Source organism: Mucilaginibacter aquaedulcis (genome assembly GCF_030409325.1).
GTDB lineage: Bacteria > Bacteroidota > Bacteroidia > Sphingobacteriales > Sphingobacteriaceae > Mucilaginibacter > Mucilaginibacter aquaedulcis.
In genome coordinates this window covers 1,043,086-1,059,378 of the sequence record NZ_JAUFPR010000002.1, presented here as the reverse complement: position 1 = coordinate 1,059,378, position 16,293 = coordinate 1,043,086, and the positions used below count along the sequence as shown (strand labels likewise).

Annotated in this window: 13 protein-coding genes; 7 read left to right on the top strand and 6 right to left on the bottom strand. The window is 40.6% G+C overall.

The window, feature by feature from the left end:
* Nucleotides 1-257 precede the first annotated feature (257 nt).
* The 3 genes from QWZ01_RS08925 to QWZ01_RS08915 form a co-directional block, all read right to left on the bottom strand.
* Nucleotides 258-848, bottom strand: a complete 591-nt coding sequence (locus QWZ01_RS08925) for a DUF308 domain-containing protein (RefSeq protein WP_290322960.1) — start codon at nt 846-848, stop codon at nt 258-260.
* 99 nt (nt 849-947) lie between these two features.
* The gene (locus QWZ01_RS08920; protein ID WP_290322959.1) at nt 948-1,544 is read right to left on the bottom strand and encodes a Crp/Fnr family transcriptional regulator; all 597 of its coding nucleotides are present in this window, start codon (nt 1,542-1,544) and stop codon (nt 948-950) included.
* Nucleotides 1,545-1,644: 100 nt separating this feature from the next.
* A complete protein-coding gene (locus QWZ01_RS08915) occupies nt 1,645-2,031 on the bottom strand; it encodes a DUF4890 domain-containing protein (RefSeq protein WP_290322958.1) in 387 nt (128 codons plus the stop codon).
* Between the two features lie 155 nt (nt 2,032-2,186).
* Between QWZ01_RS08915 and QWZ01_RS08910 the strand changes: the two genes are divergently transcribed.
* Genes QWZ01_RS08910 through QWZ01_RS08900 form a run of 3 tightly spaced genes read left to right on the top strand, consistent with a single transcriptional unit; the run spans nt 2,187 to nt 5,706 of the window.
* Nucleotides 2,187-4,175, top strand: coding sequence for a DUF1800 domain-containing protein (locus tag QWZ01_RS08910; RefSeq protein ID WP_290322957.1), 1,989 nt, complete (start codon nt 2,187-2,189; stop codon nt 4,173-4,175).
* A gap of 18 nt (nt 4,176-4,193) precedes the next feature.
* The gene (locus QWZ01_RS08905) at nt 4,194-5,465 is read left to right on the top strand and encodes a DUF1501 domain-containing protein (RefSeq protein ID WP_290322956.1); all 1,272 of its coding nucleotides are present in this window, start codon (nt 4,194-4,196) and stop codon (nt 5,463-5,465) included.
* 58 nt (nt 5,466-5,523) lie between these two features.
* Nucleotides 5,524-5,706, top strand: coding sequence for a hypothetical protein (locus tag QWZ01_RS08900; RefSeq protein WP_290322955.1), 183 nt, complete (start codon nt 5,524-5,526; stop codon nt 5,704-5,706).
* Nucleotides 5,707-5,768: 62 nt separating this feature from the next.
* Here the strand turns inward: QWZ01_RS08900 and QWZ01_RS08895 are convergent, their stop codons facing one another.
* Nucleotides 5,769-6,005 (bottom strand): hypothetical protein, encoded by a 237-nt coding sequence (locus tag QWZ01_RS08895; RefSeq protein ID WP_290322954.1) that lies wholly within the window; start codon nt 6,003-6,005, stop codon nt 5,769-5,771.
* 57 nt (nt 6,006-6,062) lie between these two features.
* Between QWZ01_RS08895 and QWZ01_RS08890 the strand changes: the two genes are divergently transcribed.
* On the top strand, nt 6,063-6,533 hold the full coding sequence (locus QWZ01_RS08890; protein ID WP_290322953.1) for an inorganic diphosphatase: 471 nt from the start codon (nt 6,063-6,065) through the stop codon (nt 6,531-6,533).
* Between the two features lie 80 nt (nt 6,534-6,613).
* The gene (gene ligD / locus QWZ01_RS08885; RefSeq protein ID WP_290322952.1) at nt 6,614-9,331 is read left to right on the top strand and encodes a DNA ligase D; all 2,718 of its coding nucleotides are present in this window, start codon (nt 6,614-6,616) and stop codon (nt 9,329-9,331) included.
* Nucleotides 9,332-9,400: 69 nt separating this feature from the next.
* Here ligD and QWZ01_RS08880 read toward each other — a convergent pair whose 3' ends face one another.
* Nucleotides 9,401-10,630, bottom strand: coding sequence for a sensor histidine kinase (locus QWZ01_RS08880; protein ID WP_290322951.1), 1,230 nt, complete (start codon nt 10,628-10,630; stop codon nt 9,401-9,403).
* Nucleotides 10,631-10,884: 254 nt separating this feature from the next.
* On the opposite strand from QWZ01_RS08880, the gene clpB reads away from it, so the two are divergent.
* Entirely contained in the window at nt 10,885-13,506 is a 2,622-nt protein-coding gene (clpB, locus tag QWZ01_RS08875) for an ATP-dependent chaperone ClpB (RefSeq protein WP_290322950.1), read from the top strand.
* 124 nt (nt 13,507-13,630) lie between these two features.
* On the opposite strand, the gene QWZ01_RS08870 is transcribed toward clpB, so the two are convergent.
* Nucleotides 13,631-13,813, bottom strand: coding sequence for a hypothetical protein (locus QWZ01_RS08870; protein WP_290322949.1), 183 nt, complete (start codon nt 13,811-13,813; stop codon nt 13,631-13,633).
* A gap of 698 nt (nt 13,814-14,511) precedes the next feature.
* Between QWZ01_RS08870 and QWZ01_RS08865 the strand changes: the two genes are divergently transcribed.
* Nucleotides 14,512-16,131: a hypothetical protein gene (locus QWZ01_RS08865; protein ID WP_290322948.1), complete on the top strand. Its 1,620-nt coding sequence runs from the start codon at nt 14,512-14,514 to the stop codon at nt 16,129-16,131.
* The last annotated feature ends 162 nt before the right edge of the window (nt 16,132-16,293 follow it).

Sequence of the window (16,293 nt, the reverse complement as noted above, 5' to 3'; positions counted from 1 at the left end):
GCAAGAAGTTTTGTTTTGCAATAGTTTTAAAAAAAATCTTTATATGTTAAGAGTATGTTAAGCATGTGGCCTGAAAAATATGATATTAGTAATACAATTGATTGTGTGTTTGAACACTAATGTCTGTATATCAGGTGGATTTATCATGTAAATGAAATTAAAAAAATAGGTGTAGAAATTAAAAATCTATAAATTTTGCAATGGTTTAATTGCAAAATTTATAGATCAACATCGTTTTAATTAATTTTTAAGAGACATTATTCGGCAAGTTTATTGGCAGTACGAGCACTTTTGCTAAGGCGCAATGCCGCTAGCAGATAATAAAATGCGCCAAATGCAGAGTAACCTGCAAGGTTTACTATACCCATAGTAGGGTTATGCGCCATTGCAATAAATGTGATACCTGCAAGTGTAGACTGTCCACCGCTTAATATCATGGGCCATTGGCCACCGAGTTCGCGTTTTCTGCGTAAACCTAATACCAATTGAATAATACCGGTTAGGCTTGCCCATATTCCAAATACAATAATGGCAGTAGGTACGCTTATAGTTAAGGCAAAACCAACAGCAAAGGTTACGGCAATGCTTATTGCAAGGTTAATATACTGTGGCTTTAATGAATCGCCACTGTTTTTATTAGCCCGGATGTCAAGCAAAGTACCTACCACATCCCATGCTGGGTAAATCACCAGTAAAATGGCTGCTATTTGAGGGGAGGTTTTTGCATATATGGCTATTAGTGTAACCCAAATTACAGAAAATGCTGTACGGGTAAAATAAAGCGTTTGTAAAGCTTTTGCTGTACTTGCTGTTGTAGTTGTGCTGGTTGTTATGTTATTGGCTTTCATGTTATTGTTCTTTTTGATTTTTGATAACACAAAATTGAACACAATAACAGAAACAAATTTTCACCTGGGTGAAAATCGGACGGAATATTTAAAAATTTTTTATTCCTGTTGCTTTAATAATCTTTTCTTGATTCGGGTTAACGACGGGTTTTTAATACCCAGATATGATGAGATATGGTAAGCTGGTACGCGGTTAATAATATTGGGATGCTCTCCCAGCATTTTAAGATAACGTTCCTCGGCGGTATTGAATAGAAATTCTTCTGCCCGACTTTGTGAATAATTGAAAAATAGCTCGGCCAGTAAGCGGCCAAATCTTTCCCAACCTGTAGGGGTGGTGTAAAGATGTTGCAGATCTTTATAGCTTACAGATATGATTTCGGCAGGTTCCATAGCCTGAATGTAATAATAGCAAGGATATTGATTAATAAAGCTTCGGAAAGAAACAAGAAACTGTTTTTCAGAAAAAAAGTAAACATTTTTTTCTTCGGATGTTTCGGGGTGTACAAAATAAACCCTGAAGATACCTTGAGTGATTAAAGCCAGATCAGTGCACACAAAGCTTTGCATATTAAAAAAATCGCCCTTTGAAATTTTACGTGTGCGCCACAAGGGTAGGCCTGCAGCTATGTCGTTGTCGGTTAGTCCGGCAAAGTTTTTTAATACATCGGTTAATATTTCGTGCTTTTCAGTCATCAGTGTAAATATAATAAGCTCAGTTAAATTAAAAAGCTGCCGGAATCCAATTAAAAAGCCGTTCCTAAACAGAAACGGCTTTTTTACATGTATATGTTAATTAGGGCTTGGCATCAGCTGCTGCAGCTGCTTTTTTCTTGTCGTGTTTTTCTTTCTTTGCTTCTTTCAGTGCCGCATAAGCTTTCTTCTGGTCGGCGGTTAAAATTGAATTTAATTTTTTATCAGTTTGCTCCTCAATGGCTTTATGTGTTCCCTTGCTGGCTTTTTTATCAGCTTTGTGCGCCTTTAAGCTATCCATTCGGGTTGCTTCTGTTGTAAAAAGAGCATTAACCTGTTTGGTTTGAGCAGCAGTAAGCTTTAATTTTTTTTGCAGCTTTTGTGTTTTATGAGCAGCCTTTTGAGCCGGTGTTTTATCGGCTTTTTCCTGGGCATTTACCAATGCAGTTACGCCGGTAACAAATGCTATTATTAAAATTAACTTTTTCATTTATTGTTCTGTTTATGATCTATGCTATTTATGACAAACTTTTAGCTGTTTGGTTTATTGAATTAAGTAATAAAAACTTAATGTAAATTGTGATAAGCTATATTAAACCAATATGCATATTTGAAGTCATAATATTATAATAAATTATAAATCCTATGCCATCAGCCTTTGTAAAAAACAATAAGAAATACTTTTTTAGTGCTGTGCTACTCGTGGCAGGAGCTGTAGCACTGTCTTCCTTTTTTGAAGATAATCAAAATATCAGGCAGGCTAAATTTCCTTATAAACAGCAAGGATTAACCGAAAAACAGGCTGCAGCTCATCTGTTAAGCCGGTTTACCTATGGAGCTACTCCCGGCGAAATTGACGCGGTGGTAAAAACAGGATTGGAAAACTGGTTTAACCAGCAACTGGATGCCAAACTTCCTGATGATTCCCTGAATCTGCTACTCGCAAATTTCGATGCGCTTAAGCTAAGCAATACACAAATAGTTAATCAATACCCCAAAAACGCACAGGTATTGCGTATGGCTATAAGTGCAGGCGTGGTAAATAAAGATTCGGTTAAAACAGACCGTAAGGCATACCGCGACTTGTTATTGGGCTACATGCAGCAAAATGGCATGAAGCCCGAACAAGAGCTTTATCGCCAGTTTATCAGTCAAAAAATATTGAGGGCGGCTTATACCAATAACCAACTGCAGGAGGTAATGACGAGTTTTTGGTTCAATCACTTTAATGTGTCTATCACTAAGAATGATTGTGCGCAATTTATTCCAGACTATGAGCGCGATGTGATAAGGCCTAATGCTTTAGGTAAATTCAGCGATATATTATTGGCCACTGCAAAATCTCCGGCTATGTTATATTACCTGGATAATTTTACCAGTTCGGCCGCTAATGATGATAACGGAGCAAACAAAAATGCTTTAAGGCGTAGGCTGATGCAAAATATGGCGGCTCAAAATGCCGACACCGGGCGGGCAGCCATACTTATGAATAAAGTGCAGAAAGCAAAAAAAGCTCAGGGCCTAAATGAAAACTATGCACGCGAGGTAATGGAACTTCACACCCTTGGGGTTGATGGCGGCTACACACAGCAGGATGTAACCCAGGCGGCTAAGGTGCTAACCGGATGGACAATATATCCTATGGGCCAATATGGTAAAGCCGTGAAAAGTATTGCTGATAAAATTGGTAATGATGGTTTGCAAAGTAGAGGCTTTGTACGCGATAGTGATTTCTTGTTTAATCCGAATCGTCATGATAAAACTGAAAAGGTTGTTTTAGGTAAACATTTCGGGCCCGATGGGGGATATGAGGAGGGTGTGCAGCTATTATCAATGCTGGCCCATAACCAGGCTACCGCAAAATTCATAACCCGTAAAATAGCTGTACGCTTTGTGAATGATAACCCGCCACAAAGCCTGCTTGATAAAATGGTTAAAACATTTATAATAAAAGACGGTGATATTAAACAGGTGCTGTATACCATGGTAAGTTCGCCCGAATTTTGGAGCGCATCTGCTGTGAGAGAAAAAACCAAATCGCCATTTGAGCTGGCCATTGGTTCGGTTCGTAGCTTAAATGCTAATGTAACTCAGCCATATCAGCTATTTAATTGGATAAATAAAATGGGCGAGAAGATATATTATTACCAGGCGCCAACGGGTTTCCCGGATAAGGGACAATACTGGATCAATACTGGGGCACTACTTAATCGCATGAATTTTGGGCTTGCTTTAACCACCGGTCGCATCCCAGGCGTAAAGGTTGATCTGGCAGCGCTCAATAATCATCACGAGCCTGAAAGTGCTCAGGCAGCCCTTCCTGTTTACAGCAAACTCATTATGCCCGAGCGTAAACTGGACGAAACCACCAAACGTTTAACGCCATTACTTACTGATCCTAACCTGGTACAAAAAGTTGATGAGGCAAGCTCTGATAAATTGTACGCACGCGTGAATGAACCCGCCTCAATGAGCATGACATCAGCCGACAAGGCAATAGCTGATAGTAAGCTTGATTCAAAGCAAAACAAAAAGAATAATGTAACGGCGATGCAAACTACCAGTGGCAGTAACTCTATGTTGGGCCAGGTGGTGGGAGTGATCATCGGTTCGCCGGAATATCAAAGAAGGTAACTTGTAAACATATAAATCATGGTATCAAGAAGAGGGTTTTTAAGATCGGGCGGTTTAGCCTTGTTAGGAGTTGGCTTAATGGGCGGCATCCCGGGTTTTTTAGCGGAAGCCGCTGCTAATGAACAGATCATTTCGCCATATAAAAAACGTAAGACGCTAATCTGCATATTTCAGCGTGGTGCTATGGATGGTTTGATGGCAGTTACCCCATTTACTGATGACTATCTGAAGGCGGCACGACCAACCTTGTTCATGTCAGCAGCAAAAACGAATAATGCTTCGCCGCTGATAGACCTTGACGGACGATTTGGACTTCATCCCTCTATGAAAGCATTTGAACCCATGTTTCGGGAAAAACGGTTAGGGATTGTGCATGGTATAGGTTCACCAAACAATACACGCTCACATTTTGATGCGCAGGATTACATGGAATCGGGTACACCATTTAACAAAGGCACTTCCAGTGGTTGGCTTAACCGGGCAGTTGGTTTGCTGGGGCACGATACGCTTACACCATTTACCGCGGTTAGCATGACATCGGCCATGCCAAGATCTTTTTATGGCGATAATCCATCAGTATCTATCAGCAACCTGCAGGATTTTGCTATTCAGATGCGTGGAAACCCCATGGGAGCAAATATGGCGGCTAAAAGCTTTGAGGATCTGTACGATAAAACATCTTCAACCCTGTTAAAACAAACCGGTAAGGAAAGTTTTGAAGCCATGAAAATGCTGCAAAAAACAAACATTAAAAACTATACTCCGGCAAACAACGCAGTGTATCCTAATTCTGCTTTGGGTAACTCTTTAAAACAAATAGCACAGCTGGTTAAAATGGATGTTGGGCTGGAGGTGGCTTTCGCAGAATCAAACGGATGGGATACTCACTTTAACCAGGGAACCGAGAATGGTATTTTTGCCCGTAACGTTGCCGACCTGAGCAACAGCATCATGGCTTTGTGGACAGATCTGGATGCTTATCAAGACGATATGACCGTAATGACCATGACCGAATTTGGCCGTACCGTACACCAGAACGGAACCGGTGGCACCGATCATGGCCGGGCTTCGTGCAATTTTATTTTAGGTAATAGTATTAACGGAGGGATTGTACACGGCAATATGAAACCGCTGGCCATTGAGAACCTGGAAGATGGCCGTGACCTTGCCGTAAGTACCGACTTTAGAAGTGTATTCAGTGAGGTAGCTGATAAGCATCTGGGTATTAATAATGACAGGATATTATTTCCTGATTGGAAAGGTGAAAGGATAGGAGTGATGCGGGTATAGAAGCCTCCGGCATAGTTCTTGCGCACTTCCTGGTAGTGTACACTTAAATTTATAGATCATGAAAAACCAACAGGATTTTAAAAACAGTGGAAATATGCAGGGTGGTTCTACATCAGACAGGGCATTTTTTGATCAGAAAGCAGCCCGCAAGCAAGCCGGTATCAGTAACGGCGGCGGTCAGCGGTCAGATCAAACTTCCAATAGGGATAATACTCGAAAACATGAAAATAAAAAGGGCTAATTGATTTAATAAAGCAAACGTCCCCCGGCAGAAAAAACTGGGGACGTTTCTTTTTAATTTACTTATAAATTTAATGCCTCAATCTTATCTGCAATAAGATGCAATACCTCTTCATCAATATTGCCTGGGTTTTTGCAAATATGTAAAAACTGATGACTGTCAGGTTCAAAACCGGCTACCATCTGTCCTGAGCGATAAACTTCAAATTTGCATTGCTCGCCCTCGTGGTGAATGAAATCAGCCACCTCAAATTCAAAGGTTTCTTCATCTTTACTGACAGCTATTTTAAATAATTCCATAAAATCGGGTTGAATATTCATTATAAAACCATAACCGTTTAAAGATGTTTTTTATAAATGAAACCAATTAATATCGTTATTGAAACGCCCAAGGGAAGTACCTGTAAATATAATTATGATGCCGACCAGAAATGTTTTAGACTGAAGAAAATATTACCGGCGGGTATGACATTCCCTTTTGATTTTGGCTTTATTCCGGATACAAAGGGTGGCGATGGCGACCCGTTGGATGTTATGGTTATCTCCGAACTCAGTACTTTTCCGGGATGTTGTATTGATTGCCGCATTATAGGTGTATTTAAGGTTGAACAAACCGGCCCCGACGGCAAAACCATACGTAATGATCGCTTTTTTGCCATACCTGAGGTTTCGCAATTATTTAAAGATGTAAAAGATATTGAAGATTTGCCTGGCACCATCATCGATCAATTAGAAAGCTTTTTTAAGAACTATATACGGCAGGAAGGTAAACAACTGGAAGTGGTAGAAAGGTTGGGAGCCACTGCAGCCAGGCGCATGATATATTGAGGATTAAGGTTTTAAAAACTTTATTTCACCGCAAAATGTTAGGTTAATAGTTTATATGTAAAAGCTAATATATCTGTTTTATGAGCCTGGAAAAATATGCAGAAAAGCGCGACTTCACCAAAACTGCTGAACCCCGGTCGGGAAAAAGCAAAGATAAGGATAAGCTGACTTTTGTTATCCAAAAGCATGACGCTACTCGCCTGCATTATGATTTCAGGCTGGAGATGGATGGCGTATTGAAAAGCTGGGCAGTGCCAAAAGGCCCCTCAACTAATCCTAAGGATAAAAGGCTGGCTATGATGGTAGAAGATCATCCTTATGATTATAAAAGTTTTGAAGGGATTATTCCCGAAGGCGAATACGGCGGCGGCACTGTGATTGTGTGGGACGAGGGAACTTATGAACCTATTGAGGAAGTAAAAGGAAAAAAAGCGCAGGAAAAGTTGCTTTTAAGACAATTGAAATCAGGCTCGCTAAAAATTAAATTGCATGGCAAGAAATTGCAAGGCGAATTTGCGCTGGTTAAAACCCATGGCATGGGCGAAAATTCATGGCTGCTGATTAAACATAATGATGATTTTGCCTCGAAGAAAGATGTCACCAAAGAAGATAAATCTGTGCTATCTGGCAAAACCATTGAGATTATAGAGAAAACCAGTGATAAGGTTTGGCACAGCGGGCATGAGGAAACGATAAAAAAGACAGAGAAAAAAACAACAAGTAAAAAAAAAGTTCCCGAACCAGTTGAACCCGATGAAAGCGTAATTGAAACTAACGATATTGACACTGCAGCCTTGTTAAAAAAAGCGCCTAAAGCTAAAATGCCGGCAGGAATTAAGCCCATGCTGGCAACACTGGTAGATGAGCCATTTGACGACCCTGATTGGCTTTACGAAGTGAAATGGGATGGTTACCGTGCACTGGGTTTTATAAACAAAGGCGAGGTTGAGCTGATGTCGCGAAATAAAAAAACATTTAATGATAAATTTTACCCCATATATAAGCTATTGCAAGGTTGGAAAATTGATGCCGTTGTTGATGGGGAAATATTGGTTCTGAATGATAAAGGTATCTCCAACTTCGGCAACCTGCAAAACTGGCGCAGCGAGGCTGATGGCGAGCTGGTTTATTACGTGTTTGATTTGTTATGGTTTAATGGTAAAAACCTCATGAACTTGCCGCTTTTACAAAGGCAGGCTATCCTTAAGGAAGTTTTACCTGCAGATGATGACCGTATTCGCCTGAGTAAGGTATTTGATGCCAGTGGTACCGATTTTTTTGCAGCTGCGCAGAGAATGGGTTTGGAAGGTATTATAGCCAAAAAGGCTGACAGCATATACTCACCTGACCTGCGCTCAAAGGAATGGTTGAAGATTAAGGTACATAAACGCCAGGAAGTGATCATAGCCGGATTTACTAAAAATGCAAATACTTCCAAACAGTTCAGTTCGTTGCTGTTGGGTGTTTATGAAAACAAAGTATTGCAATACGTTGGCAAGGTAGGTACAGGCTTTTCAGACAAAGTACAAAAGGAAATGATTGCTCAATTTAAGCCCTTGATCATTGATAAAAGCCCGTTTGATGAAATTCCGGATGTAAATAAGCCATCGCGTTTTAGGCCAAATCCGCCTAAAGCTAAAGCTACCTGGCTAAAGCCACAACTGGTATGCGAGGTTGCATTTAGTGAGGTAACCAGCGATGGCGTTTTTCGCCATCCATCTTTTCAGGGTATGCGCGAGGATAAGAAAGCCAAAGATGTGACACGTGAAATTGCCACACCAACCGATGATGCTGTAGATGCCACCGAAGAAAAACAGGAAAATAAACATGCCGCTGCAATTAAGCCACCCAAACAGAAAGGAAGGAAAACTTTGCTAAACCCAACAGACGAAACTCAGGTGCGAAAAATTAACGGACACGAACTCAAGTTTACGCACCTCAGTAAAATTTACTGGCCCGAAGATAAAGTGACCAAGCGCGACATGTTTAATTACTACTACCAGGTGGCAGAATATATTTTACCTTATCTGAAAGATAGACCCATGTCGCTCAATCGTTTCCCTGGCGGTATACATGGGCCAAGTTTTTACCAGAAAGACGTAAAGGATAAAGCGCCCGACTGGGCCAAAACATTCCCGCATACTACCAGTGAAGGTGAACACAAAGAATACCTGGTAGGTAATGATGAAGCCAGCTTACTGTGGATGGCCTCATTGGGTTGTATTGAAATGAACCCTTGGTTTAGTCGTATACAATCACCGGATAATCCGGATTATTGCGTAATAGATCTCGACCCGGATAAAAATACATTTGATCAGGTTATTGAAGCGGCGCAGGAGGTGCGCAAGGTATTGGATGCTATTGATGTACCCTCGTTTTGTAAAACATCGGGCTCAACCGGTATGCACATTTACATACCCATAGGAGCAAAATATGATTATGATCAATCGCAAATGTTTGCCCGTATTGTGGTTGATATTGTGCACAAACAACTGCCTGATTATACCACCCTTGAACGTATGGTAGCCAACCGGAAAGGTAAAATGTATCTTGATTTTTTACAAAACCGGCCCGGTGCAACCATAGCAGGCCCTTATTCATTGCGTCCCAAAGTAGGGGCAACGGTATCTGCACCCTTGCATTGGGATGAGGTAAAACCCGGCCTCACCATGAAACACTTTACTATTTTCAACGCCATTGACAGGTTCAAAACCGAAGGTGATCTCTTTAAAGGCGTTTTAGGAAAAGGTATCGATCTGGAAAAAACTATAAAAAAAGCAAAAAGCGTGTTTGGTTAATGAGTTTTAAGTTTTGAGTGATGAGTTTCATACAAATGAAACTCATCACTCAAAACTGATTACCCACTACTAAGAAGCAGGGAGTTTAATAGTGAAAACTGTACCGCGACCCACTGTGCTTTCTACTTCAATTACACCGTTGTGCTTTTCAATGATCTGATGTACGATACTCAAGCCCAACCCGGTTGATTGCTCACCCCTTAAACCGGTTCTGCGCGCTTTTGAAAAGCGGGTAAAAATGTGGGGTAACATATCGGGTGGTGTACCAAGCCCATAATCCTGAACCTCAATTAACAGTTCATCATACTTTTTGGTAAGCCTGACATCAACACGGCTGTTATCTTTTGAAAATTTAATAGCATTGCTGATCAGGTTATCAAGGGCCCTGTGTAGTTTTTCCTTATTTACAAATGCATAAGCGGGGTTAATGCTGCTGGTGAACAAAACATCGGCTTTATGATCGTGCTGTATCTTCCAGTCGCTAACAATGTTTTTTAACAGTAGATTGAGTTCGGTTTGTTCAACCTCAAAAAAGTTGCTGTTATCGTTATGTGCAGCTTCCAGCAAATCATCAATAATGGTTCGGGCTTTTATACATGATGCCTTCATCATATTCAGGTTATCTTGAATATCAGAGCTTACATCGTCAAGTTCAATGATCATGGCTAACGACTCAACAGCGGCAATAGGATTGCGCAGATCATGTGCAACCATACCCAGTACCTGATTCTTAAACTCGCCGGCTTTTTCAATTTCAATATTTTTTTCTCTGATCTCAATTACCTGTTGATAATAGTTAACTTTATATGAGAAAAAGTACCTGGAGGTAAGGTAAAAGGCTGATAGCAAAATGGCAGATATCAGCTGGTTGTACAACATTTGGGTGGCACTTGTTTGGCTATAAAATAAAAGACCGGTAAATAATATCTCGACGGCTATTATTAATATTATTGTTTCATAGTATTCAAATACGCAAATGGCACTTATGAGGCTTAAAGCAATCAGATATAAGGTTAAGGCATTGCTTGGGTTAGATGTAGCAATAAAGCTTGAGTACATTCCGCAAGCAATAATATATATTGAAAACAGAAATACCAGCAATGCCATTGATGCTGACGCCTTTTTTGAGTTTTTGAATTTTACTATCAGTAAATTGCTTGAAATCAGAAAGAAAGGGGTAATAATGATAAATGCCCAATTGCTAAAGTTAAACTCAGGAAAGTTTTGTGCTTTGGTAAGGCTTACCGGAAAAACAAAATATAATATCCTTATAATGATATTGAGTATTAGAAATATCATACTTCCTGCCCTTATGGCAAGTAGGTTTTGATGTGTGTAATAATCTCTGTATAACGCCTTATATTTAGCCGGCAGGCTGTTAAAAAAGAAGTGGTTATTCAAGGTATCTATATATAAGGTTGCGGCGTAAAAATATTAAAAATTGACAATTATTTACTTAAATAATAATAAGTCAAAATGTCGTTTGAATTTGTTATTACCTGACTTTATTTCATTATAGGCTAAATGGCAAGCGTTTTGATTAATACCGAAATATGAACTTTAACAACTTTACAATAAAAGCCCAGGAAGCTGTACAAAAAGCTTCGGAAATTGCCACTGGTAATCAACAGCAGGCAATCGAACCCGCACACCTGTTAAAAGGCTTGTTGCTGGTTGATGAAAACGTTATAACCTATTTATTAAAAAAACTTAATGTAAACCTTAACAGGCTAAACGCAACACTTGATGCGCAGATCAGCTCGTATCCTAAGGTAAGCGGAAGTAATATTTATTTGTCATCTGACACCAACGCGGCCCTGCAAAAGGCACAAGGATATTTAAAAGAATTTAAGGACGAATTTGTTTCGGTTGAGCATATCCTGTTAGGTATACTGGCAGGCGGTGGTACAGTAAGCTCCCTTCTAAAAGATTTAGGAGTGAACGAAAAAGACCTTAAAAAAGCTATTGTAAGTTTACGTGGCGATAGCAAGGTAACTGATCAAAACGCCGAAGCTACCTATAATGCGCTGAATAAATATGCCCGTAACCTTAATGAGTACGCAGGCACAGGAAAGTTAGATCCGGTTATTGGCCGCGATGAGGAAATTCGCCGGGTGATACAGATATTATCCCGCCGTACAAAAAATAACCCTATTTTGGTTGGTGAACCCGGAGTTGGTAAAACCGCTATTGCTGAAGGCATCGCTTTCAGAATCATTAAGGGTGATGTACCAGAGAGCCTGAAAACAAAGGTGGTATTCTCGTTGGATATGGGAGCTCTTATTGCCGGTGCCAAATACAAAGGAGAATTTGAAGAACGTTTGAAAGCCGTAGTGAAGGAGGTAACTCAAAGCGATGGCGAGATCATTTTGTTCATCGATGAGATACACACCCTGGTAGGAGCCGGTGGTGGTGAAGGTGCCATGGATGCTGCCAACATATTGAAACCGGCTTTGGCCCGTGGCGAACTCAGATCTATTGGTGCTACTACGCTTAATGAATACCAAAAATATTTAGAAAAGGATAAGGCCCTCGAACGCCGTTTCCAGAAGGTAATGGTCGAAGAACCTGATGCAGCCGATGCCATATCTATTTTACGTGGTTTGAAAGAACGTTACGAAACACACCACAAAGTACGTATTAAGGATGAGGCCATCATTGCAGCGGTGGAAATGTCGCAGCGCTATATATCTGACCGTTTTTTACCGGATAAGGCTATTGACTTGATGGATGAAGCTGCTTCTAAACTGCGTTTGGAAATGGATTCGGTACCTGAAGTAGTTGATGAATTGGAGCGCCGCATCATGCAATTGGAGATTGAGCGCGAAGCTATCAAACGTGAAAAGGATGATCGTAAGGTAGCTGAATTGAGCGAGGAGATCGCCAATCTGTCATCACAACGCGACTCATATCGTGCCAAATGGAAAGGTGAAAAAGACCTTGTTGATGGCATCAACCAAAAGGTTGAACTGATTGAAAACTATAAATTGGAAGCTGAACAAGCAGAGCGTGCCGGCGACTATGGCAAGGTAGCAGAGTTACGCTACGGAACCATTGTGGAAGCACAGGCCGAAGTTGAAAAACTCAAAGCCGCCTTGCTCGAAAACCAAAGCGACAGCCGCATGCTGAAAGAGGAGGTTACCGCCGACGATATTGCCGGTGTAGTTTCTCGTTGGACAGGCATCCCGGTTTCAAAAATGATCCAGAGTGAGCGTGAAAAACTACTTCACCTGGAAGAGGAACTGCACAAACGTGTAGCAGGACAAGAAGAAGCAATTGAAGCTATAAGTGATGCTATACGCCGCAGTCGTGCCGGTTTGCAGGATAAACGCAGGCCAATTGGGTCGTTTATATTTTTAGGTACAACAGGTGTAGGTAAAACGGAGCTTGCAAAAGCCCTTGCCGAGTATCTGTTTAACGATGAAGGTGCGTTAGTGCGCATTGACATGAGCGAATACCAGGAACGTCATGCTGTTTCAAGGCTTATAGGAGCGCCTCCGGGTTATGTGGGTTATGATGAAGGCGGTCAGCTTACAGAAGCGGTACGCCGTAAACCTTACAGTGTGGTATTGTTAGATGAGATAGAGAAGGCCCATCCCGATGTGTTTAATATACTGTTACAGGTACTTGATGATGGACGCTTAACTGATAATAAAGGCCGTGTAGTGAACTTTAAAAACACGATCATCATCATGACCTCAAACATTGGTTCAAACATCATACAGGAAAACTTCCAGGCTTTGGAAGATACCAATCGTGATGAACTGATAGCCAAAACAAAGAATGAACTGTTTACTTTGTTGAGAGCCACGATCCGTCCGGAGTTCTTGAACCGGATAGATGAGATCATCATGTTTACTCCGCTAAGCCGCGAAGAGATACATGGTATAGTGAAATTGCAGTTTAACCAGGTAAAACAAACCCTTGCTGAAATGGGTGTTTCGATAGAAGCATCTGATGAGGCCCTTGATTGGCTGGCCCAGTTAGGTTACGATCCGCAGTTTGGTGCACGTCCGCTTAAACGCGTTATCCAGAAGAAGATCCTGAACGAGTTATCGAAACAGATACTGGCTGGTACCGTTGATAAAGACAGTACTATCAAGGTTGATATGTTTGATAACAACTTTGTATTCCTGAACACTCCAAAAAATGTTGAAGGCGAAGTAGCCAAATAATATTATCGATTTTATTACATAGTAAATAGCCAACTCTATTGGGTTGGCTATTTGCGTTTAAAGACTTTTATATTTCCTCTCAGAACAATGCTTCATTGCTTTGTGCCCCAATGAGCTGTGTAGGCTAAGGTTTTTCTTCCTCATCTTTCTTTTTGTCAACCATTTCAATTGATGGCTCATCATCAATAATTATTCTACGGTTTTTAGCCTGTGTTGGTGCTGCGCCTGTAATGGCAATGCCAGTTACAGCCAATAATAATAGTAAAGCAAGCCAACATACGCGAGCCAACTTTTTAAGTTTTCTCATGCAAATGGAGTTAATATTTAGTGTGCTTTAACAAGCAACTAAATCAGTTCATAAATTTTTACCAGGAATTGTATGGGATGTGATTAGCAGATTCAGCCTATGAGGGAATGATCTTGAGGGGTAGAATAAGATTGTTGCTTTAACAGATAAGCAGTATTGCTTTTGATTGATGAGAAAAGCCACTTTAAATATGCGTACCTGCTCGTTATTCGATTAAGATAGTTAAAGTTGTTTTGATTGAAGTGCTTTGTCGTTTGCAGGTAAGATGGCCGCGACTTATATAAAGCTAAAACGGCCCTTTCATAACTGATGCCATTCTTTAAGAAGATTGATCTGTTAGTTAGAACCGTTGTTTCCGGTGCCTGTTTGCCGTTTGCTAAATGACTGTCAACATAGCCCGAAACCGCAAAAAAACTCAGCACAAAGGTCAATACCAATACTTGTTTTTTAAGCCAGATTTTACCATATGTATGCACAATGCTCATTGACATACGTAAATATAATGAATTGATATTAGAGCTTATGGATATTAGAATAATCTGTTTAAAATCAGTTAATTCTGATTGGGTAATGTGCTAATCAATGTTGGTTGATATTTAATATTAACGTAATACAATCACAATATGTAGTTATCAACTTTTGGTGAAGTTTATCGTATAATTAAAAATATCAACTTATAAAAACTCATCAAAATCGTTATGCTTAAATTTACAAACTTAAGGTTATTATTTGTGGCTTTAGCCCTCTCGGGTATGCTACTTATGGGTTGCCAGAAAAGTGCCAGCCCATCTGCTCAAAATACCGATGTTAAAACCGAATCGGCTTCAAAACTTAAAACAGATGCAGTATCATTAACACAAGGTTTTGAGGTTGGTTCAACCAGCCCAAAAACAGCTTATGATGTTGCGCCTGCAGGTACAAGCGGCGGTGATAATGTAACGCTTTCAGGCAGTTCATGGAATTTGTTTGATGCGCTTATAGGGAATCTGGCTGCCGATCAAAGAGCCGGTTCATGGAGTGCACGTGTACGTAACACAGGTAAAATAACCATGCTGTTTGATGTAACAGGCGGTATTAGCACAGTAACTGTTAAATCAGCTACATACAATGGTGATACTCCGAGCCAGTGGGGGTTATTTTATTCAACCAACGGTGGCACAAGTTGGGCACAATCCGGTTCAAATATTACAACTACTGCATCTTTAGCTACGCAAACTTTTACCATTAATGCAACAGGTAACGCCCGCTTAGAGATCCGTAAACTTACAGGAGGCAGTAATCGCATTAATATTGATGACATTACCATTAATGATAACGGTGGTGGTACAACCCCTCCGGGTGGTGGTACGGTTATTACCGGCAAAAAATTCCTGTTTGATGCAAGTCATTTAGAAAACGCTGGTAGCGCCGATTGGCAAATAGACGCAGACGGTACGGAAAGTGTTCCAATTTATACAGGTGGCAGCACAACTGAAACCAAAGCACAACGAATTCCAACGCCATCATATACAGGTATTACTGCAAGTACTCTGGAAACCTACTGGAAAGGTGGTATATCATCATGGGCGGTATCACTTGTTAAACTGGGTGAATTGGTTGAAACCCTTCCGGTTGGTACAGCTATTACTTACGGTAATTCATCAAACCCACAGGATTTAAGTAATTATAATGTATTTGTAGTGGTTGAGCCTAATCGTTTATTTACTGCTGCTGAAAAAATAGCTCTGATGAATTTTGTATCAAATGGCGGAGGCTTAATGATGATAGCCGACCACACGGCGGCAACCACTGCTGGTACTGATGCTAACGGCTATAATCCGTCTGATAGGGATGGCGATGGCTTTGATTCTCCCCGTGTTTGGAACGATCTGATGACTAATAATGGCATCAATAATAATAATCCTTTCGGCTTCAATATTAATTATGTGGACATTAGCGAAGGGCCGTCAACAAATGTTTACACCGGAACTAACGCTAATGCACAAAAGGTACTAAACGGCGCGGCAGGCACAGCATCCAAACTGGCTTTCTATGATGGCTCTACAGCAACTTTGTTTCCTGCAAATAATTCAAGTGTGCAGGGTTTATTCTGGCGTAATTCAGCTACCAATGGAGGTACAGGCAATGTAATGGCATTACTGGCCACCTATGGAACCGGCAGGATAGTGTGGATAGGTGATAGCTCACCGGCAGATGATGGCACAGGCGATACTGCCGATAATTTATTTAATGGCTGGTCTGGCGATGCGCCATCTGGTTTTACCTCACATCCTGCTCTACATCTTAATGCTTCATTGTGGCTGGCTAAAGCGCAATAAGAGTTTCATTATTTAAAAATAAGCAATCTTAAAACTTACGGATTTTAAAACCTCCGTAAGTTTTTCTTTTATTAACGGGATGTTATTCAAACAACAGTACCTGTTTCCCGTTTACCATATACAAATAGCATAAATGCAGTATCCTGTTACTTAAACAAAATA